The organism is uncultured Paracoccus sp., assembly GCF_937873615.1.
Taxonomy (GTDB): Bacteria; Pseudomonadota; Alphaproteobacteria; order Rhodobacterales; family Rhodobacteraceae; genus Paracoccus.
Map to the genome: position 1 here is coordinate 63,255 of NZ_CALMYP010000017.1, position 15,570 is coordinate 78,824.

General features: G+C 65.5%; 13 protein-coding genes. 1 reads left to right on the top strand and 12 read right to left on the bottom strand.

Translation table 11 applies throughout. From position 1 onward, the window contains the following. Nucleotides 1–95: 95 nt before the first annotated feature. From Q0330_RS05270 to Q0330_RS05305, 8 genes are read right to left on the bottom strand one after another with little or no spacing between them, the layout of a single operon-like run. Entirely contained in the window at nt 96–899 is an 804-nt protein-coding gene (locus Q0330_RS05270) for an aldolase/citrate lyase family protein (protein WP_299475516.1), read from the bottom strand. A gap of 29 nt (nt 900–928) precedes the next feature. Next, nucleotides 929–2,110, bottom strand: coding sequence for a mandelate racemase/muconate lactonizing enzyme family protein (locus Q0330_RS05275; protein ID WP_299475518.1), 1,182 nt, complete (start codon nt 2,108–2,110; stop codon nt 929–931). A 5-nt stretch (nt 2,111–2,115) separates the two neighbouring features. After that, nucleotides 2,116–3,282 (bottom strand): galactonate dehydratase, encoded by a 1,167-nt coding sequence (dgoD, locus tag Q0330_RS05280; protein WP_299475521.1) that lies wholly within the window; start codon nt 3,280–3,282, stop codon nt 2,116–2,118. A gap of 2 nt (nt 3,283–3,284) precedes the next feature. Further along, entirely contained in the window at nt 3,285–4,358 is a 1,074-nt protein-coding gene (locus Q0330_RS05285) for an ABC transporter ATP-binding protein (RefSeq protein ID WP_299475524.1), read from the bottom strand. Then, complete coding sequence (locus Q0330_RS05290; RefSeq protein WP_299475527.1) at nt 4,351–5,175, bottom strand: SDR family oxidoreductase; 825 nt, start codon at nt 5,173–5,175, stop codon at nt 4,351–4,353. Before Q0330_RS05290 ends, Q0330_RS05285 begins: the two co-directional genes overlap by 8 nt. Continuing rightward, nucleotides 5,172–6,050 carry a carbohydrate ABC transporter permease gene (locus Q0330_RS05295; RefSeq protein ID WP_299475530.1) on the bottom strand — a complete coding sequence of 293 codons (879 nt, stop codon included), beginning with the start codon at nt 6,048–6,050 and terminating at the stop codon, nt 5,172–5,174. Before Q0330_RS05295 ends, Q0330_RS05290 begins: the two co-directional genes overlap by 4 nt. Next, complete coding sequence (locus Q0330_RS05300) at nt 6,050–6,922, bottom strand: sugar ABC transporter permease (RefSeq protein ID WP_299475534.1); 873 nt, start codon at nt 6,920–6,922, stop codon at nt 6,050–6,052. Before Q0330_RS05300 ends, Q0330_RS05295 begins: the two co-directional genes overlap by 1 nt. Before the next feature lie 41 nt (nt 6,923–6,963). Continuing rightward, entirely contained in the window at nt 6,964–8,223 is a 1,260-nt protein-coding gene (locus Q0330_RS05305) for an extracellular solute-binding protein (protein WP_299475537.1), read from the bottom strand. Nucleotides 8,224–8,370: 147 nt separating this feature from the next. On the opposite strand from Q0330_RS05305, the gene Q0330_RS05310 reads away from it, so the two are divergent. Then, a complete protein-coding gene (locus tag Q0330_RS05310; RefSeq protein WP_299475540.1) occupies nt 8,371–9,081 on the top strand; it encodes a GntR family transcriptional regulator in 711 nt (236 codons plus the stop codon). 145 nt (nt 9,082–9,226) lie between these two features. Here Q0330_RS05310 and prfB read toward each other — a convergent pair whose 3' ends face one another. The 4 genes from prfB to Q0330_RS05330 form a co-directional block, all read right to left on the bottom strand. Next, nucleotides 9,227–10,354, bottom strand: a complete 1,128-nt coding sequence (gene prfB, locus Q0330_RS05315; RefSeq protein ID WP_299475543.1) for a peptide chain release factor 2 — start codon at nt 10,352–10,354, stop codon at nt 9,227–9,229. 84 nt (nt 10,355–10,438) lie between these two features. Beyond that, nucleotides 10,439–13,027 carry a PBP1A family penicillin-binding protein gene (locus Q0330_RS05320; RefSeq protein WP_299475546.1) on the bottom strand — a complete coding sequence of 863 codons (2,589 nt, stop codon included), beginning with the start codon at nt 13,025–13,027 and terminating at the stop codon, nt 10,439–10,441. Nucleotides 13,028–13,143: 116 nt separating this feature from the next. Further along, nucleotides 13,144–14,331 (bottom strand): N-acetylmuramoyl-L-alanine amidase, encoded by a 1,188-nt coding sequence (locus Q0330_RS05325; protein WP_299475549.1) that lies wholly within the window; start codon nt 14,329–14,331, stop codon nt 13,144–13,146. Then, on the bottom strand, nt 14,331–15,467 hold the full coding sequence (locus Q0330_RS05330; RefSeq protein ID WP_299475552.1) for an aminotransferase class I/II-fold pyridoxal phosphate-dependent enzyme: 1,137 nt from the start codon (nt 15,465–15,467) through the stop codon (nt 14,331–14,333). The genes Q0330_RS05325 and Q0330_RS05330 overlap by 1 nt, the downstream gene beginning before the upstream one ends. Nucleotides 15,468–15,570 lie beyond the last annotated feature (103 nt).

A 15,570-nucleotide genomic window follows, 5' to 3' on the forward strand; every position in this document is an offset into this window, starting at 1 on the left:
TGAAGCCAAATGCCGCCCGAATTTCAAGCCAAATCCCTGAAAATGGCGATGCGGCATCGTGAAAGCACGCTGCGACAGGTGCCTCGCAGACAGGCTTACCGTCGCCTTGCCTGTGCCAGAAACTCCTGCGCCAGCCGGTCGGCGCCGCTGAACAGCAACCCGCAATCGCTGCCGACCGAGACGAAATCGAGCCCCGCCGACAGGAACAACCGCGCCTGATCGGCGCTTGCCGCCAATGCGCCGGCGAACTTGCCTGCGGCCTGGACCTGTCTTGCCCCCCGGACGATGGCCTCGCTGATCTCGGGATCGGCGGGATGGCCCAGCTTGCCCATATGGGCCGACAGATCGCCCGGCCCGAAGAAAACCGCATCCATGCCCTCGACCGCTGCGATCTCGGAGACCTGCGACAGCGCCGCCGGCGTTTCCACCTGACCGATCAGGAACAGCCCCTCGCCTGCGCGCTGCACATAGTCGCGGATATGGCCATAGCGGCTGGCGCGATGCATGGCGGCGAATCCACGCTGACCGGCACCGGGATAGCGCATGGCCTGCACCGCCGAAGCCGCTTCCCCCGCTGACTGGATCATCGGCACCATGATGGTGCGCGCGCCGATATCGAGATGGCGCTTGAACAGCACCGGGTCGTTATCCGCGATCCGGGTGATCGCCACCGTGGGCGAGGCTTCCATGGCGCGCAGATGCGACAGCACGTCGCCAAGCTCGACCGGGGAATGCTCGCCGTCGATCAGAAGCCAGTCGAAACCGGCCCAGGACAGCCCCTCGATGGCGGCGGTCGAATTCAGCATCGCCCAGGCCCCGATCAGGGGCCGGCCTTCGGACAGGCGGCGACGGAACGGGTTGGCATAGAGCGTTTCGCTTTGGTCGTCGGGGGCGGCCATGATCTGTCCCTCTTCTCAGGTCGCGGCACTCAGGCGGCGGATTGGCTGTGGCAGGTCCGGTATCGGTCCAGTTCCTCGGGCAATGCCTCGATGCCGAGGCCGGGTTCAGCCCGGATGTCCCAGCCACGGGGCGACATGGCGCCGGGCAGGTCGCCGAAGGCCTGTCGCAGGCGGTTCGGATTGACATCGACCTCCAGCAGGCCCGGCCCGCCCGCCGCCGCCAGGAGATGCGCCGAAGCGGCAAGGCCGATGCCGCCGCCAAGGTAATGCGGGCAATAGCTTCGCCCCGCCCCGATGGCGCGGCGGGCGACGCCATGGCATCCGGTGATGCCGCCCCATTTGGCGACATCGGGTTGCAGCACCGACAGATAGCCCGCCGCCTGCGCCCGTTCGAAATCGGGATGACCGGCGATGTTCTCGCCCCCCGCGAGCGGCGTCGCGCTGACACGGGACAGGCGCTGCCAGCGGGCTTCGGGCGCGGTGGCGATGATCGGTTCTTCCACCCAGGCGAGGTTCAGCGCCTCGGTCTCGCGCAGAAAGGCCGCAGCCTGCACCTCGTCCCAGCCCTGATTGGCATCGACGCAAAGCCGCTCTCCGGTTTGCAGCCCTCCGGCCAGTTCGGCGATGCGCCCGGCCTCGTCCGGCCGGCCAAAGCCGGTCTTGACCTTGAACTGCGCAAAACCCTGCGCGCGTGCCTTCTCGATCTCGGCGGGCGCGGCATCGGGATGGATGCCGCTCGCATAGGCCGGGACATGGGCCGGCGATTGCGGGTTCAGGAAGCTGGCAAGCGGTTGCCCCGCCCGGCGCGCGAACAGGTCCCACAGCGCGATATCGAGCCCGGCGATCGCCTGCCGGAACGGCCCCCATTCGCCGCATTGCAGGGCCCGGATCTCGGTCCGCGCTTCCAGCAGATGAAACAGATCAGAGGGGTGCGCGAAGCTATTGCCAAGGAAAATATCGGCAATATCCTCGACCACCAGCCGGCAGCGATGCTCGGCCCCGGCGGCGGGCCAGTTGGCGAAGATCTCGCCCCAGCCGAACGCCCCATCGGCATCTTCCAGCCGCACGAACACCGCCGAGCGTTGCCGCATGATCCCGAAGGACAGGGCCACCGGCGTCCTGACATCCTCGCGAAAGGCGAAGGCCTCCAGCTTGCGCAGGTGGACCGGTGCGACCGGGCCGATCTCGATCCGGGGCGCGGCAATTGTCATCCTGTTCACCATTCGGCAAAGCTCCCATCTGGATGGCGCCAGTCATTGTCGGGCATCCGCGACTCGTCGCGGGCCGCGTTGATGCCGCCTGCATTCAACCCGATCCCGAGGCCCGGGCCACCAAGCCATTCAAACGCGCCGGCCCGCGTGGTCAAGGGCGCCGGGTCGTCCAGATAGTCCAGCAGATCCGCCGCCGGCAGCCCATCGTAACCCTGATTGTAATGCAGCCCGAGGCTCTGTTCCTGAATCGCGACATTGGCGCAACAGAAGCCGACCTGAAGCGAGGCCGCCAGCGAGACCGGGCCGTTCGGACAATGCGGGGCGACGGCGACATCGTGGACTTCCGCCAGACGGGCGATCTTTTCCAGCTCGAACAGGCCGGTGATCGAGACATCGGGCTGGACGATATCGACCCCGCCCCGGTCGAGCAGGCGCTTGAAGTCCCAGCGGTCCAGCAGCCGCTCGCCGGTGGCGATGGGGATATGGGGCGACAGGCTGGCCAGCATGGATTGGGTATCCTCGGCCTCGGGCAGCCATGCTTCTTCAAGCCACATCGGGCGGAAGGGCTCGACCTCGCGGATCAGTTCTTTCAGCGCCGTGCGCGGCACCCGGCCATGCAGATCGAGCGCGATATCGAGGCCCGTCCCGTAAGCGTCGCGCAACAGGCCCATGCGCTCGACAAGCGCGTCGATCTGGGCGTGATAGCCAAGCATGGGCACCGATGTGGTCGCGTTCATCTTGACGGCGGAAAATCCGGCTGTGATCCGTTCGCCCGCATGGGCGACCACATCGGCGGGCCTGTCGCCGCCGATCCAGCAATAGGAGCGGATGCGGTCGCGCACCCTGCCGCCAAGGAAATCATGGATCGGCAACCCGGCCCGCCGCGCTTTCAGGTCCCAGAGCGCGATCTCGATCCCGGCGGCGGCGGAACAGAGGACCGGGCCACGGCGGAAGAAGGCACCCTTGCGCATCTGCTGGAAGATATCCTCGATCCGGCTGGCATCCTGCCCGATCAGCCGGCGCGAGAAATCGGTGATCGCGCCAAGGATGGCGTCGCGGCGCTTGGGCAGGATCGGCTCCCCCCAGCCGCAATTGCCATCCTCGTCGGTGACGCGGATGAAGATCCAGCGCGGCGGCACCGGAAAGGCCTCGATGGCGGTGATGCGGGCCATGCTCACAACGCCGCCTCGGTCTCGGCATCGAACAGATGCACGGCATCCATGTCGATGGACAGCGTGACCTTCTGATCGGGACGCAGGCCGGCGGTGCGGGGCATCCGCGCGGTCAGCATTTCATCGGGGCCGAGGCGGCAATGAACATATTGCTCGGCCCCCAGCATCTCGACCATCTCGACCGTGGCGGAAAGCTGCGCCTGTCCGGCGACCTCGCCCAGGGTGATATGTTCGGGGCGGATGCCGATGGTGAGATTGCCGCGCGCCCCGATCCGTTGAGCCTGCGCGGCGCTGATCGCGACCTCGCCGGTCGCGGTGCCCAAGCCGCCCTCGCCGGCGCGTCGGGCGGCGACGAAACCCATCGCCGGGGTGCCGATGAACGAGGCGACGAAGCGGTTGCAGGGCTGGTCGTACAGTTCTTCCGGGGTGCCGACCTGCTGGATGCGGCCCTGATGCATGACCACGATCCGGTCGCCCATGGTCATCGCCTCGACCTGGTCATGGGTGACATAGACCGCCGTCGCCTTCACCCGCTGATGCACGCGCAGGATCTCATGGCGCATCTGCACCCGAAGCTGGGCGTCGAGATTGGACAGCGGCTCGTCCAGCAGGAAGACTTCAGGGTCGCGCACCATGGCCCGGCCAAGCGCCACGCGCTGACGCTGACCGCCGGACAACTGCTTTGGCCGCCGTTGCAGGTAATCCGACAGGTTCAGCAACTCGGCGGCGTTGCGCACCTTGGCGTCGATCTGCTGCCTGTCCAGACCCCGGCGGCGCAGGCTGAAGGCCATGTTCTCGAACACCGACATATGCGGATAAAGACCGTAATTCTGGAACACCATGGCAATGTCGCGATCCGATACGTCCAGATCGTTGACCCGGGTCTCGTCAAAATACATGTCCCCGCGCGAGATCGGCTCCAGCCCCGCGATCAGGCGCAGAAGCGTGGTCTTGCCCGACCCGGACGGGCCGACGAGGACGATGAACTCGTTATCCCGGATCTCCAGATTGCAATCGTGAAGGACGGTCAGGGCGCCGTAATCCTTTTCGACACCTGCCACGCGAATATCAGCCATCTTGGTCTTCCTGAGAGAGATCGTGTTCGAATTCGGCCTGAAACGGGTCATGGCGGCGGCTATGGGCGCGCCCGCCATCGACCGCCAGCATGGCGCCGGTGATGAAAGAGGCATCCTTCCCGGCCAGAAACAGGACCGCGTTTGCGACCTCCTCTGGCGTGCCGGCACGGCCCAGAAGCGAGGCCAGCGGCGGTGCATCGCTGCCGGCAAGACGCTCAAGACTGTCGCGATAGGCTTCCGAGGCGATGACGCCGGGGGCCACGCCATTGACGCGGATATTCAGATTGCCAAGCTCTGCCGCAAGCGCCCGCGTCATGGCCACCACCGCGCCCTTGCTGGAGACGTAAGCGGCATAGGACAGCGCCGGCAGATCGAACTGGACCGAGCCGATATTGACGATTGCCCCGCCGCCCTGCCGTGCCATGACCATCGCCGCCTGGCGCGACAGCGCGGCAGCGGCGAAGACATTGACCCGGAACACCTGCTCCCATTCCGCCATCGGCGTGTTCAGCACCGATTGCCGGCTGCCATGGAAAGCCGCGTTATTGACCAGGGCGTCGATCTGGCCCCAGCGATTGCGCGCTGCATCGACGATCCGCTTCGGGGCGGCGGGATCGGACAGTTCCTCGGCATGGGTCGCGATATCGAGCCCCTCGTCGGCAAGCGCCCTCGCCGCCACCTCCAACTCCCTGGCGTCAATATCGGTCAAAAGCGTGCGATAACCGTGGCGGGCGAAACGCGCGGCCACGGCGCGCCCGATGCCGCGCCCGGCCCCGGTCACGATGGCGACGGCTGGGCTGTCCACGGCCCCGCTCATGTCCCGGTCACCGATCCGGCGGTCAGCCCGCGCACCATCGAGCGCTGCACCGTGAAGAAGGCGATCATCAGCGGCAGGGTCGTGACCACCGAGGCCGCCATCATCCCGCCCCAATCGGTCTTGAACTGCCCGGTAAAGGTCAGTTGCAGCGCCGCCGGCAGGGTCTGCTTGTCCAGCGTGGTGATGAAGGTCAGCGGATAGATCAGGTTGTTCCAGGCCTCCATCAGCACGAAGATGCCGGTGGTGATCAGCCCGGGATAGATCAGCGGCACGACGATGCGCAGCAGGATCTGCCAGCGCGGATAGCCGTCGACACGGGCGGCCTCCTCGATCTCGATGGGAACCGCGTCGATGAAGCCCTTGATCATCCAGACCGCGAAGGGCAGCCCGAAGGTCGTATAGCCGACGATCAGCCCGAAATGCGTATCCAGAAGCCCGGTCGTCAGCAGGATCAGGTAAAGCGGCGCCAGCAGCACGACCATCGGGAACATGCGCACGATCAGGATCAGATAGCCCACCTGCGAGGCCGCCCGGAACTTCGCCCGCGACAGCGCATAGGCCGCCGGGATGGCGATGACCACGGCGACAATGGCGGCGACAAGGCAGGTCAGCACCGAGTTCACGAAGAACTGCATGAAAGGCAGAGAGCCGCCGGCCAGCCCGGTATAATTCTGCAAGGTGATGGAATGCGGAAACAGCGTCGGATCGAGCTGCGTCGCCTCCAACTCGGTTTTCAGCGAAGTTGCCACCATCCAGTAAAGCGGCGCCAGCGTCCACAGAAGCGCAAAGCCAAGCCCGGCGAATTGCAGCCCGCGCCCGATCCTGCGCCCGGCGCTCTGGCGGTGGCGAAAGCCCTGCCTGCCTGCATCGGTCATCAGTCGCGCCCCCTCAGCAGCCGGAAGTAAAGCGCCGCCGTCACCAGCAGAAGGATCAGCCAGATCACCCCGAGCGCCGAGGCATAGCCGAGGCGGAAATTCTCGAAGGCCATGCGATAGACATAGACGACAAGCGTCGTGGTCGAAAAACCGGGCCCGCCCTGGGTCATCACCCAGACCTTGGCGAAATCGTTGAAATTGGCGATGATCATCAGCAATGAGCCGATCACCAGCGGGTTGCGCATATAGGGCAGCTTGATGTGGTAAAGCGTGGCCCAGGTGCCGGCGCGGTCGACACGCGCGCTTTCCAGCACCGCATCGGGAATGCCCGACAGCGACGAGGCCACCAGCAGGAAAAAGAACGGCGTCGTCGTCCAGATATTGGCGACGATGATCGCCGGCAGCGCCAGATCGGAATCGTTCAGCCAGGGGATCGGGGCCTCGATGATCCCCAGATGCATCAGCACCGCGTTCAGGACCCCGCCCTTCTGCATGTAGATGAAGCGGAACAGGAAGGCCACGACGACGAAAGGCACCGCCCAGGGCGAGACCACGATGGCGCGCGCGGCATTGCCGAAGGGCCCGTTCAGGTTCTCCAGCATCAGCGCCATGGCCGCGCCCAGAAAGGCCGCGACAAAGACCGTCCCGAAGGTATAGATCAGCGTGTTCTTCACCGCCGTCCAGAAGATCTGGTCCGAGGCGATATCGCTGAAATTCCGCATCCCCACATAGCTCGGTGCGGCATCGTTGATAAGGTCGTATTGCTGGACCGACAGCATCAGCGTCGAGACCACCGGATAGCCGATGATCAGCGCCAGCACGATCAGCGTCGGCACCACCATGCCGTCGAGAAGCGGCGCCCTCCCCCGCATGGGGCGGGAGAGATGCGCCTTTTTCGCAGCGCCCGGCCTCATCAGCGGTCCAGCTGGCTCTGGATATCGGCGGCGATGTCGTCGATCGGGCGGTCGCTGGTCACCGCCTCCTGCACGCCGGCCATGATCGCCGTGGCGGCGGTGGCGAAGTCGGGGCCGAAGGGCTCGGGCGTGATCGTCGGGATGATGCTGGTCGAGAAGGCCTCGATCACCGGCGTATCCAGCGATGCCGCAAGCTCCGGGTCGGCGAAACTGGCCGCCGGCGGGATCGAGCGGTTGGTATCGACGGTGTAAAGCTTCGCCGCCGCCTCATCCGTCGCCAGATAGTTGATGAATTTCCAGGCCGCGTCCTTCTGCGCGCTCTTGTCGAACATCACCAGCTGATGCCCGCCCTCGAAGCTGTAGCCGCTGCCCAAGGCGCCGGCGGGCATGGGGGCCACGCCGAATTGCGCATTGAAGGTGGCGTCGTCGATGCCGCTGGCATTCTGGATGACGCCCTGCACCAGCACCTGATCCCACAGGAAAGCCACCTGCCCCTGCGCGATCAGGGGCCGGAACTCTCCGATCTTGCGGCCCGGATCGATATAGCCTTCCTGCGCCAGCATTCGCATCCAGCCGAGATAGGCCTTCATCTCGGGCGTATCCGCGCCGGTCGCGCCCTCGCCGATGGGCAGCGCCCCGAAGGCCCGCATCCAGGGCCAGTTCGATTGCAGCGAGAAGGCCCGGTTGGTCGTGTCCATGCCCAACACGATGATATCGGGATAGGCCTCCTTGACCTTGGCCATGGCGGCGTTCAGGTCCTCGATGGTGGCCGGCGGATTGTCGGGGTCAAGTCCCGCGCCCTTCAGAATATCGCGGCTGAACCAGAAGCCCGCCGGCGCCTGGTTCCAGGGCATCGCAACCAGCCCCTTCTCGGTCTGGAACGGCGCGTAGGAGCCGGGCTTGAGCGTGGCCAGCGTCTCGCCCGCGTAATCGTCGAGCGCCTGCAACCCGCCCGAGGCGGCCAGAAGGAAAGTGTCGTTGCCGGCGATCTGGGCCACGTCCGGCGGATTGCCCGAACGGATGCGCAGCACCATCTGGCGCCCGATTTCCGGGAAGGCGATGGCCTGGCTGTCGATCCTGATGCCCGGATTCGCCTCCTCGAAGCGGGCGATGACCTGCTCCATGCCGTCGCGCGTCGTGGCCTCTGCCGTGGCCCAGTTGGCGAAGGTCAGCGTGATATCCTGCGCCATTGCCGGCAGCGCCGCGAAAACCGCAGCACTCAGCATCAGCACCCGGCGGCTCATTCGAATTCTTGCCATGTCCTCGTCTCCTCCCTCGTGCCGGGCAGCGGACAAAGCTCCCCGGTCCTCACAACTGGCATCTAGCATATCAGATATCAGTTGTCAATTTTGCCGTGCCGGCCTATCATTGCCGGTGACAGATCTACCATTTGAAACGAGTTCGCCTTGCCCATTCATCGCATCAAACGCCCCCAGTCGCTGACCGAGACCGTGCTGAACGATATCCGCGAGGCGATCATCCAGGGCACGATCGAACTCGGCTCGCAACTGTCCGAGTTGCGCCTGTCGGAAAGCCTCGGCGTGTCGAAAACCCCGGTGCGCGAGGCGCTGCAGGAATTGCGCCGCAGCGGCCTTGTCCAGATCGCGCCGAAAAGCGGGACCGTGGTCTTCCTGCCCGATGAAAAGGAACTGACCGATATCTTCGACCTGCGACTTCTGCTGGAGCTCGGCTCGGCCGAGCGGCTGTTCGAACGCCGGTTCGAGGAGACGCTGGCCAAGATGACATCCGTCGTCGGACAGATGCAGGCGGCAGTTGCGGCCAAGGATTACCGCGCCTATCGGCAACTCGATTCCGACTTCCACAAGGCCATCGTCGCCGGCTCGGACAATGCCATGATCGTCGAGGCCTATGCGCCCCTGTCGCTGAAGATAGACGCCCTGCGCAATCGCGGGCTGGAAGTGGTCAGCGTGATCGAACGCTCGCTGGCCTTCCACGAAAAGCTGCTCGACCTGCTGCGCCGGCAGGAAAGCGCCGCCTTCCGCGATGCCCTCGCGCTCCATATCGCCAACAGCCGGCGCGATTACACCGCCTGGCTGGAGAAGTTCAGCCCCGCCCAGCAGGAGCGTCGGGGCGAGCGGCTGGACCGCGGGGCATGACGCTCAAGCCAAGCGGAACGGTGCCGTTGCGATATGCGTCTTGGCGGCGGGCGACGATGGCGCGGCCCTCGTCAGCGCGTGCCGACGCCATATGCACAGCATATGGACAGGATATGCACCCGAAGATGACGCCGTTTTTGCGGCCTCAATCCTCGGCAGTCGCCTCGGCCCGGCTCTTGCCCGAGACATCCAGCGCCAGCGTCGCCGCCATGAACGCATCGAGGTCGCCATCCAGCACCCCCTGCGTGTCCGAGGTCTCGTGCGAGGTGCGCAGGTCCTTCACCATCTGATAGGGATGGAGCACATAGGACCGGATCTGGTTGCCCCAGCCGGCATCGCCCTTGGCGTCGTGCTGGGCGTTGATCTCGGCATTCCGCTTGTCGAGTTCAAGCTGGTAAAGCCTTGCTTTCAAAGCATTCATTGCCGCGTCACGGTTCTGGTGCTGCGACTTCATCGAGCTTGTGACCACGATCCCGGTCGGCAAGTGGGTGATCCGCACCGCCGAATCCGTGGTGTTGACATGCTGCCCGCCCGCCCCTGACGAACGATAGGTGTCGATGCGGATATCGTTGTCCGGCACGTTGATCTCGATATTGTCGTCCACCACCGGATAGACCCAGACCGAGCTGAACGAGGTATGCCGCCGCGCCGCGCTGTCATAGGGAGAGATACGCACCAGCCGGTGCACCCCCGATTCCGACTTCAGCCAGCCATAGGCGTTATGCCCGCTGATCTTGTAGGCGGCCGAGCGAATCCCGGCCTCGTCGCCCGCGGATTCGGAAATGAGTTCAACCTCATAGCCCTTCTTCTCGGCCCAACGCACATACATCCGCGCCAGCATCGAGGCCCAGTCGCAGCTTTCGGTGCCGCCCGCCCCGGCATTGATTTCAAGGAAGGTGTCGTTGCCATCCGCCTCGCCGTTCAGCAGCGCCTCAAGCTCTTTCTGGGCGGCTTCCTCGGCCAGGGCTTTCAGGTTCGCCTCGGACTCGGCGACCAGTTCCGCGTCGCCCTCGGCCTCGGCCAGTTCGACCATTTCGGCATTGGCTTCCAGATCGCCCGACAGCCGCCGATAGCCCTCGACCGCATCCGACAGCGCCTGACGGTCGCGCATCAGCTTCTGCGCCCGGGCCGGATCGTTCCACAGATCGCCATCCTCGATCATGGCGTTCAGCTCCTCCAGCCGATGCGGCGCGGTCTCCCAGTCCATGCGCTGCGCCAGCAGCCGCAGGGATTTGCGGATCGCTTCGATGGTGGCGACGGTTTCGGCGCGCATGGCTTGTCCTTCCAGATCGGGTGGAGGCTGAAATAACCCGAGACCGCCGCCCTCACAAGGGCGGCCGGGTGCCGGATGGGCCGGTCAATACAGCCCGCCCGAGGAGATGGTGCCGAAATCGGCCTTGCGCGGGATCACCTTCTGCTGCCCGGTCGAGGTGGTGATGGCCTTGGTGCCATAGGTCCCCTCGCCCGCCTTGGGCAGTTCCTTCAAGGTCAGCGGCAGACCGTCGACGCCGGGCATGATCTTCGCCTCGAAGCCGCCATCGATGTAATCCATGCCGGTATTGCGGTCGGTGCCTTCGCGGAAGAATTCCGAAATCACATTGTCGCCGGTCGCGTCGGCGGACAGACGCGCCCCGGTGAAACGGTCGATCTTCACGAAATAACCGCCCTCGGGCACCCGGAACTGCGTGCCGCCATATTCCTTGACCGCCTGACGCATGAAGGCATTGAACACCGGCACGCAGAGCGTCCCGCCGAAAGCATTGCTGCCAAGCGTGCGCGGCTGGTCATAACCCAGATAGCAGCCGGCAACGATGTTCGAGGTAAAGCCCACGAACCAGACATCCTTGGCGTCATTGGTGGTGCCGGTCTTGCCGGCGACCGGCACCGGCAGGTTCACACCCTTGCCGGAACCGCGCTTGACCACGCCTTCCATCATCGAGGTGATCTGATAGGCGGTGATCGCATCCATCACCCGCTCTCGATTGGTGTCGATCTCGGGTGAAGTGCCGGCGGGCAAGGCATTCTGCGAACAGCCGACGCAATCGCGCTGATCGTGGCGATAGATGGTGCGGCCGCGACGGTCCTGCACCCGGTCAACCAGTGTCGGCTCCACCCGCTCGCCGCCATTGGCGAACATCGCATAGGCGGCGACCATGCGGTAAAGCGTGGTTTCCTGCGCGCCAAGCGAGTTGGCCAGGAAGGGCCGCATCTGGCCGTCGTCATAGACGCCGAAACGCTCGGCATATTTGGCGACCAGATCCATGCCGATATCCTGGGCCACGCGGATGGTCATCAGGTTGCGCGACATCTCGATCCCGGTACGCAGCGGCGTCGGCCCATAGGTCCGGTTCGAGGAGTTCTTCGGCCGCCACAACCCGGCGGGCGTGTTGATGGCGATCTCCTCGTCGACGACGATGGTCGAGGGGGTATAGCCGTTATCCAGCGCCGCCGCATAGACGAAGGGCTTGAAGCTCGACCCCGGCTGGCGCATCGCCTGCGTCGCCCGGTTGAAGACCGAGGACTGATAGGAAAAGCCGCCCTGCATGGCGATGACGCGGCCGGTATTGACGTCCATGGCCATGAAACCGCCCTCGATTTCCGGCACCTGGCGCAGGGTCCAGCGGATGAAGCTGCCATCGCCGTCATTGGTCATGGCGCGGACCATGACGACATCGCCGGTCTTGACCAGATCGCCGGCCCCGCCGGCCTTGCCGCCCAGCTTGCCATCGGCAAGGCGCGGCCTTGCCCATTGCGCGTCCTTGGCCGGGATCCAGTGACCATCGGCGTCTTCCTCGATCCCTTCGATGCCGATGCGGGCGTCGCCGCCCTCGACGGCCAGAACCACCGCCGGCATCCAGCCCGGAATGTCGCGCGGGGCTTCCTTGATGTCGAACAGCGCACCGCGCCAGGCGGCCTCGTCAGCGAGGCTTTCAGCCGGGATATTGGCGATCACACCGTGCCAGATGCCGCGGCCTCGGTCATAATCCTCAAGCGCCTCGCGCAGGGCGTCGGCGGCAAGGCGCTGCATGTCCGGTTCCACCGTGGCGCGAATGGTCAGACCGCCGCCGAAGAACTCATCCTCGCCGAACTCCTCGGAAAGCTGGCGGCGGATCTCGTCGGTGAAATAGTCGCGCGGCGGCAGCTTTTCCGAGAAGGCCGGGAAATCGCCATTCTGGACCGAGCGCAGCGGCAGCGCCGCCTCGGCGCGATAGGTCGCCTCGTCGATATAGCCGTTCTGCCACATCTCGCGCAGCACGTAATTGCGCCGGTTGGTCAGGTCCTCCTTGGCCCGGACCGGATGAAAATGGCTGGGCGCCTGCGGCATCGAGGCCAGGGTCGCGGCCTCATGCGGGGCCAGTTGCGAAAGGGTCTTGTTGAAATAGGTCTGCGCGGCGGCGGCCACGCCATAGCTGTTCTGGCCGAGGAAGATCTCGTTCAGATAGAGTTCGAGGATCTGGTCCTTGCTCAGCGACTGTTCCAGCCGCGTGGCCAGAATCAGTTCCTTCACCTTGCGTTCGACGCTGCGATCCGACGACAGCAGGAAGTTCTTCATCACCTGCTGGGTGATGGTCGAGGCGCCACGCACATTCGAGCCGCGCGAAGCCACCGCCTGATAGAAGGCGGCGGCAATGCCGCGCGGGTCGAAGCCGTGATGGACGTAGAAATTCTTGTCTTCGGCCGAGACGAAGGCCTGCTTCACCAGATCGGGAATTTCCTCGCCCGGCACGAAGATGCGGCGCTCCTGGGCGAATTCGTCGATCAACTCGCCCTCGCCGGAATAGACCCGGCTGATGGTCTTGGGTGCGTATTGGGACAGTTGCTCATGGCTGGGCAGGTCGCGCGAGAAGGTCCAGAACACGCCGCCGAGGATCAGCATGGCAAAGATCGCCCCGGTCACAACGAACGAGAAGATGGAGCCGAAGAAGGAAAGTATGAACCGGACCACGCAGTACTGCCTCTTGCGATTGTTGTGGCTTCTTAGACTTTGCCGGCGGACGCGTCAAAACAAGCTTGGGTGACTGGTATAGCCGAGGGGCGGATAATTGCCAGTGCCGGCACGAACTAGTGACGCCGCAGCGTCGCGCGGGCGGCGTCGTCTTCCGACCAGGCACTCACGGCAGCCGCAACGGCGGTGGCCATGCGCGCGCGCCATGCCGGGTCGATCAGATTGGCGCGGTCGCCCGGATCGGTCAGGAAACCCAGTTCCAGCAGGACCGAAGGGATATCGGGCGATTTCAGCACGCTGAAGGCCGCCCCCTTGACCGGCCTGCGGCGCAAGGCCAGCCCGGCCTGTGCCAGCGAGGCCGACATATGCTGCGCCAACGCCTGCGAGCGCGGATGCGTATCGGCCCGCGCCATGTCCATCAGCGTCGCTGCAATCTGGTCGTCTGTCCCGGCCAGATCCAGCCCCGCCACCAGATCGGCCCGGTCATGGCGCGAGGCCAGTTGCCGCGAGGCGCGGTCGTCGGCCTCGCTGTTCCAGGTGAAGATCGCCGCCCCCGCCGCCTGCCCCTCGGGCAGCGCATCGGCATGAAGCGAGATCAGCAGATCCGCCTTCGAGGCCCGCGCCTCGGTCATGCGCGCCTCCAGCCCGACGAAATCGTCATGGCGGCGGGTCAGCACCACCTCGAAGCCGGCACGGATCAGCTTTTCGGTCAGCTCGCGGGCGAAATCCAGCATCAGATCGGCCTCGCGCAGCCCCTGATCGACAGCACCGGAATCGATGCCGCCATGGCCCGGGTCGATGGCCACGCGCAAGGGACGCGGCCGCGAGGGATCGACCACCGGCGTGGTCGGCTGCGGCAGGTCCCAGAGCGCCGACATGGCATTGGCGGCACCCAGAAATTCCTCGGCCGCGACCGGCTTCAGGCGCATGTCCAGCACCCCGCCGCCGCCCGTGGTCTTCATGACCGCGCTGTCGATCGCGTAAGGGCCGCGCAATTCGAATACCAGCCGCGACCAGCCCGGCTTGAGCGGCCCGGCGCGCAGCCCCTCGAACAGATCCGCACCCTGAATCCCGGCCAACTCGCCTTGGGCATCGCCCGCGCTTTTCACGTCGATCACCAGCCGCTTCGGCCCCGTCACCAGCATCGGGCGATAGGGCACGGGTGCCGCGAAACGCAGCGAGATCAGCAGATCCCCATCTTCCTGCGTGACCGAGGATTGCGCGAGATCGAGCCCCGGCACCCCCTCCTGCGCCAGCACAGCCAGCGGCCAGAGCAGCGACAGGATCAGCGCCAGCCAGTGCATCAGCGCGCGCCCATGAAACGGGTCAGCCGGGCGATGCCATCGGCAATATCCTCGGTGCTGCGGGCATAGGAGAAACGCAGTGTTCGCGCCCCGCGCTTCGGGTCGAAATCCAACCCCGGCGTGACCGCGACCCCGGCCCGCTCCAGAATCTCGGCGGCGAAGGCCAGGCTGTCATCGGTCAGCGCCGACACATCGGCATAGATATAGAAGGCCCCGTCCGGCGGCGCGATGCGGTCGAACCCGATCTTCGGCAGCGCCTCCAGCAGCAGCCGGCGGTTTTCGGCATAGGTCGTCAGATTCGCCTCGCATTCATCGACGCCGTCCAGCGCCGCCAAGGCCGCGACCTGGCTGGCATGGGGCGGGCAGATGAACATGTTCTGGGCGATCCGCTCGATGGTGCGGATATGATCCTCGGGCACCACCATCCAGCCGACCCGCCAGCCGGTCATCGAGAAATATTTCGAAAACGAGTTGATCACATAGACATCGTCGCTGACCTCCAGCGCCGAATGGCAGCGCCCGCCATAGCTCAGCCCGTGATAGATCTCGTCCGAGATCACGGCGACGCCCAGTTCCGCCGCCCGCCCCAGCAGCCGGCGATAATCCTCCAACCCCAGCATGGTGCCGGAAGGATTGCCGGGCGAGGCCAGCATCAACCCGGCCACGTCACGCGGAATTTCCTCGGGCCGGGGCTGATAGCGGTTTTCGGGCGCGGTCTGGATGCCCACCGGCTCCAGCGACATGGCGCGCATGATCTGGCGATAGCTGGGATAGCCCGGCTCGCCCAGGGCCACGCGCTCGCCGGCGTCGAACAAGGCCGAAAAGGCCAGCATGAACGCCCCCGAGGAGCCCGGCGTCACCACCACCCGCGCCGGGTCCAGATCGACACCGTACCAGCGGCGATAAAGCCCGGCGATGCCGGCGCGCAGCTCCGGCAGGCCAAGCGCCACGGTGTAACCCAGCGGCTGATCCAGCCGCGCCTGCAATGCCGCGCGCGCCAGGGCGGGCGCCGGCGTTGCTGGCTGGCCGACTTCCATATGGATCACATGGTGCCCCGCCGCCTCGGCCCGGCGCGCGGCTTCCATCACATCCATGACGATGAAGGGATCGACCTGACCCCGTTTCGACTGCCGCATCTGCGCCTCTGCCCGGTTTTTTCTGACCTATGCCCGCCCGCGCGCCCCCGGGTCAAGCCGATCACGCAGGCTTTGCTTGTCATCGCCGCCGAATAGGGCCAGT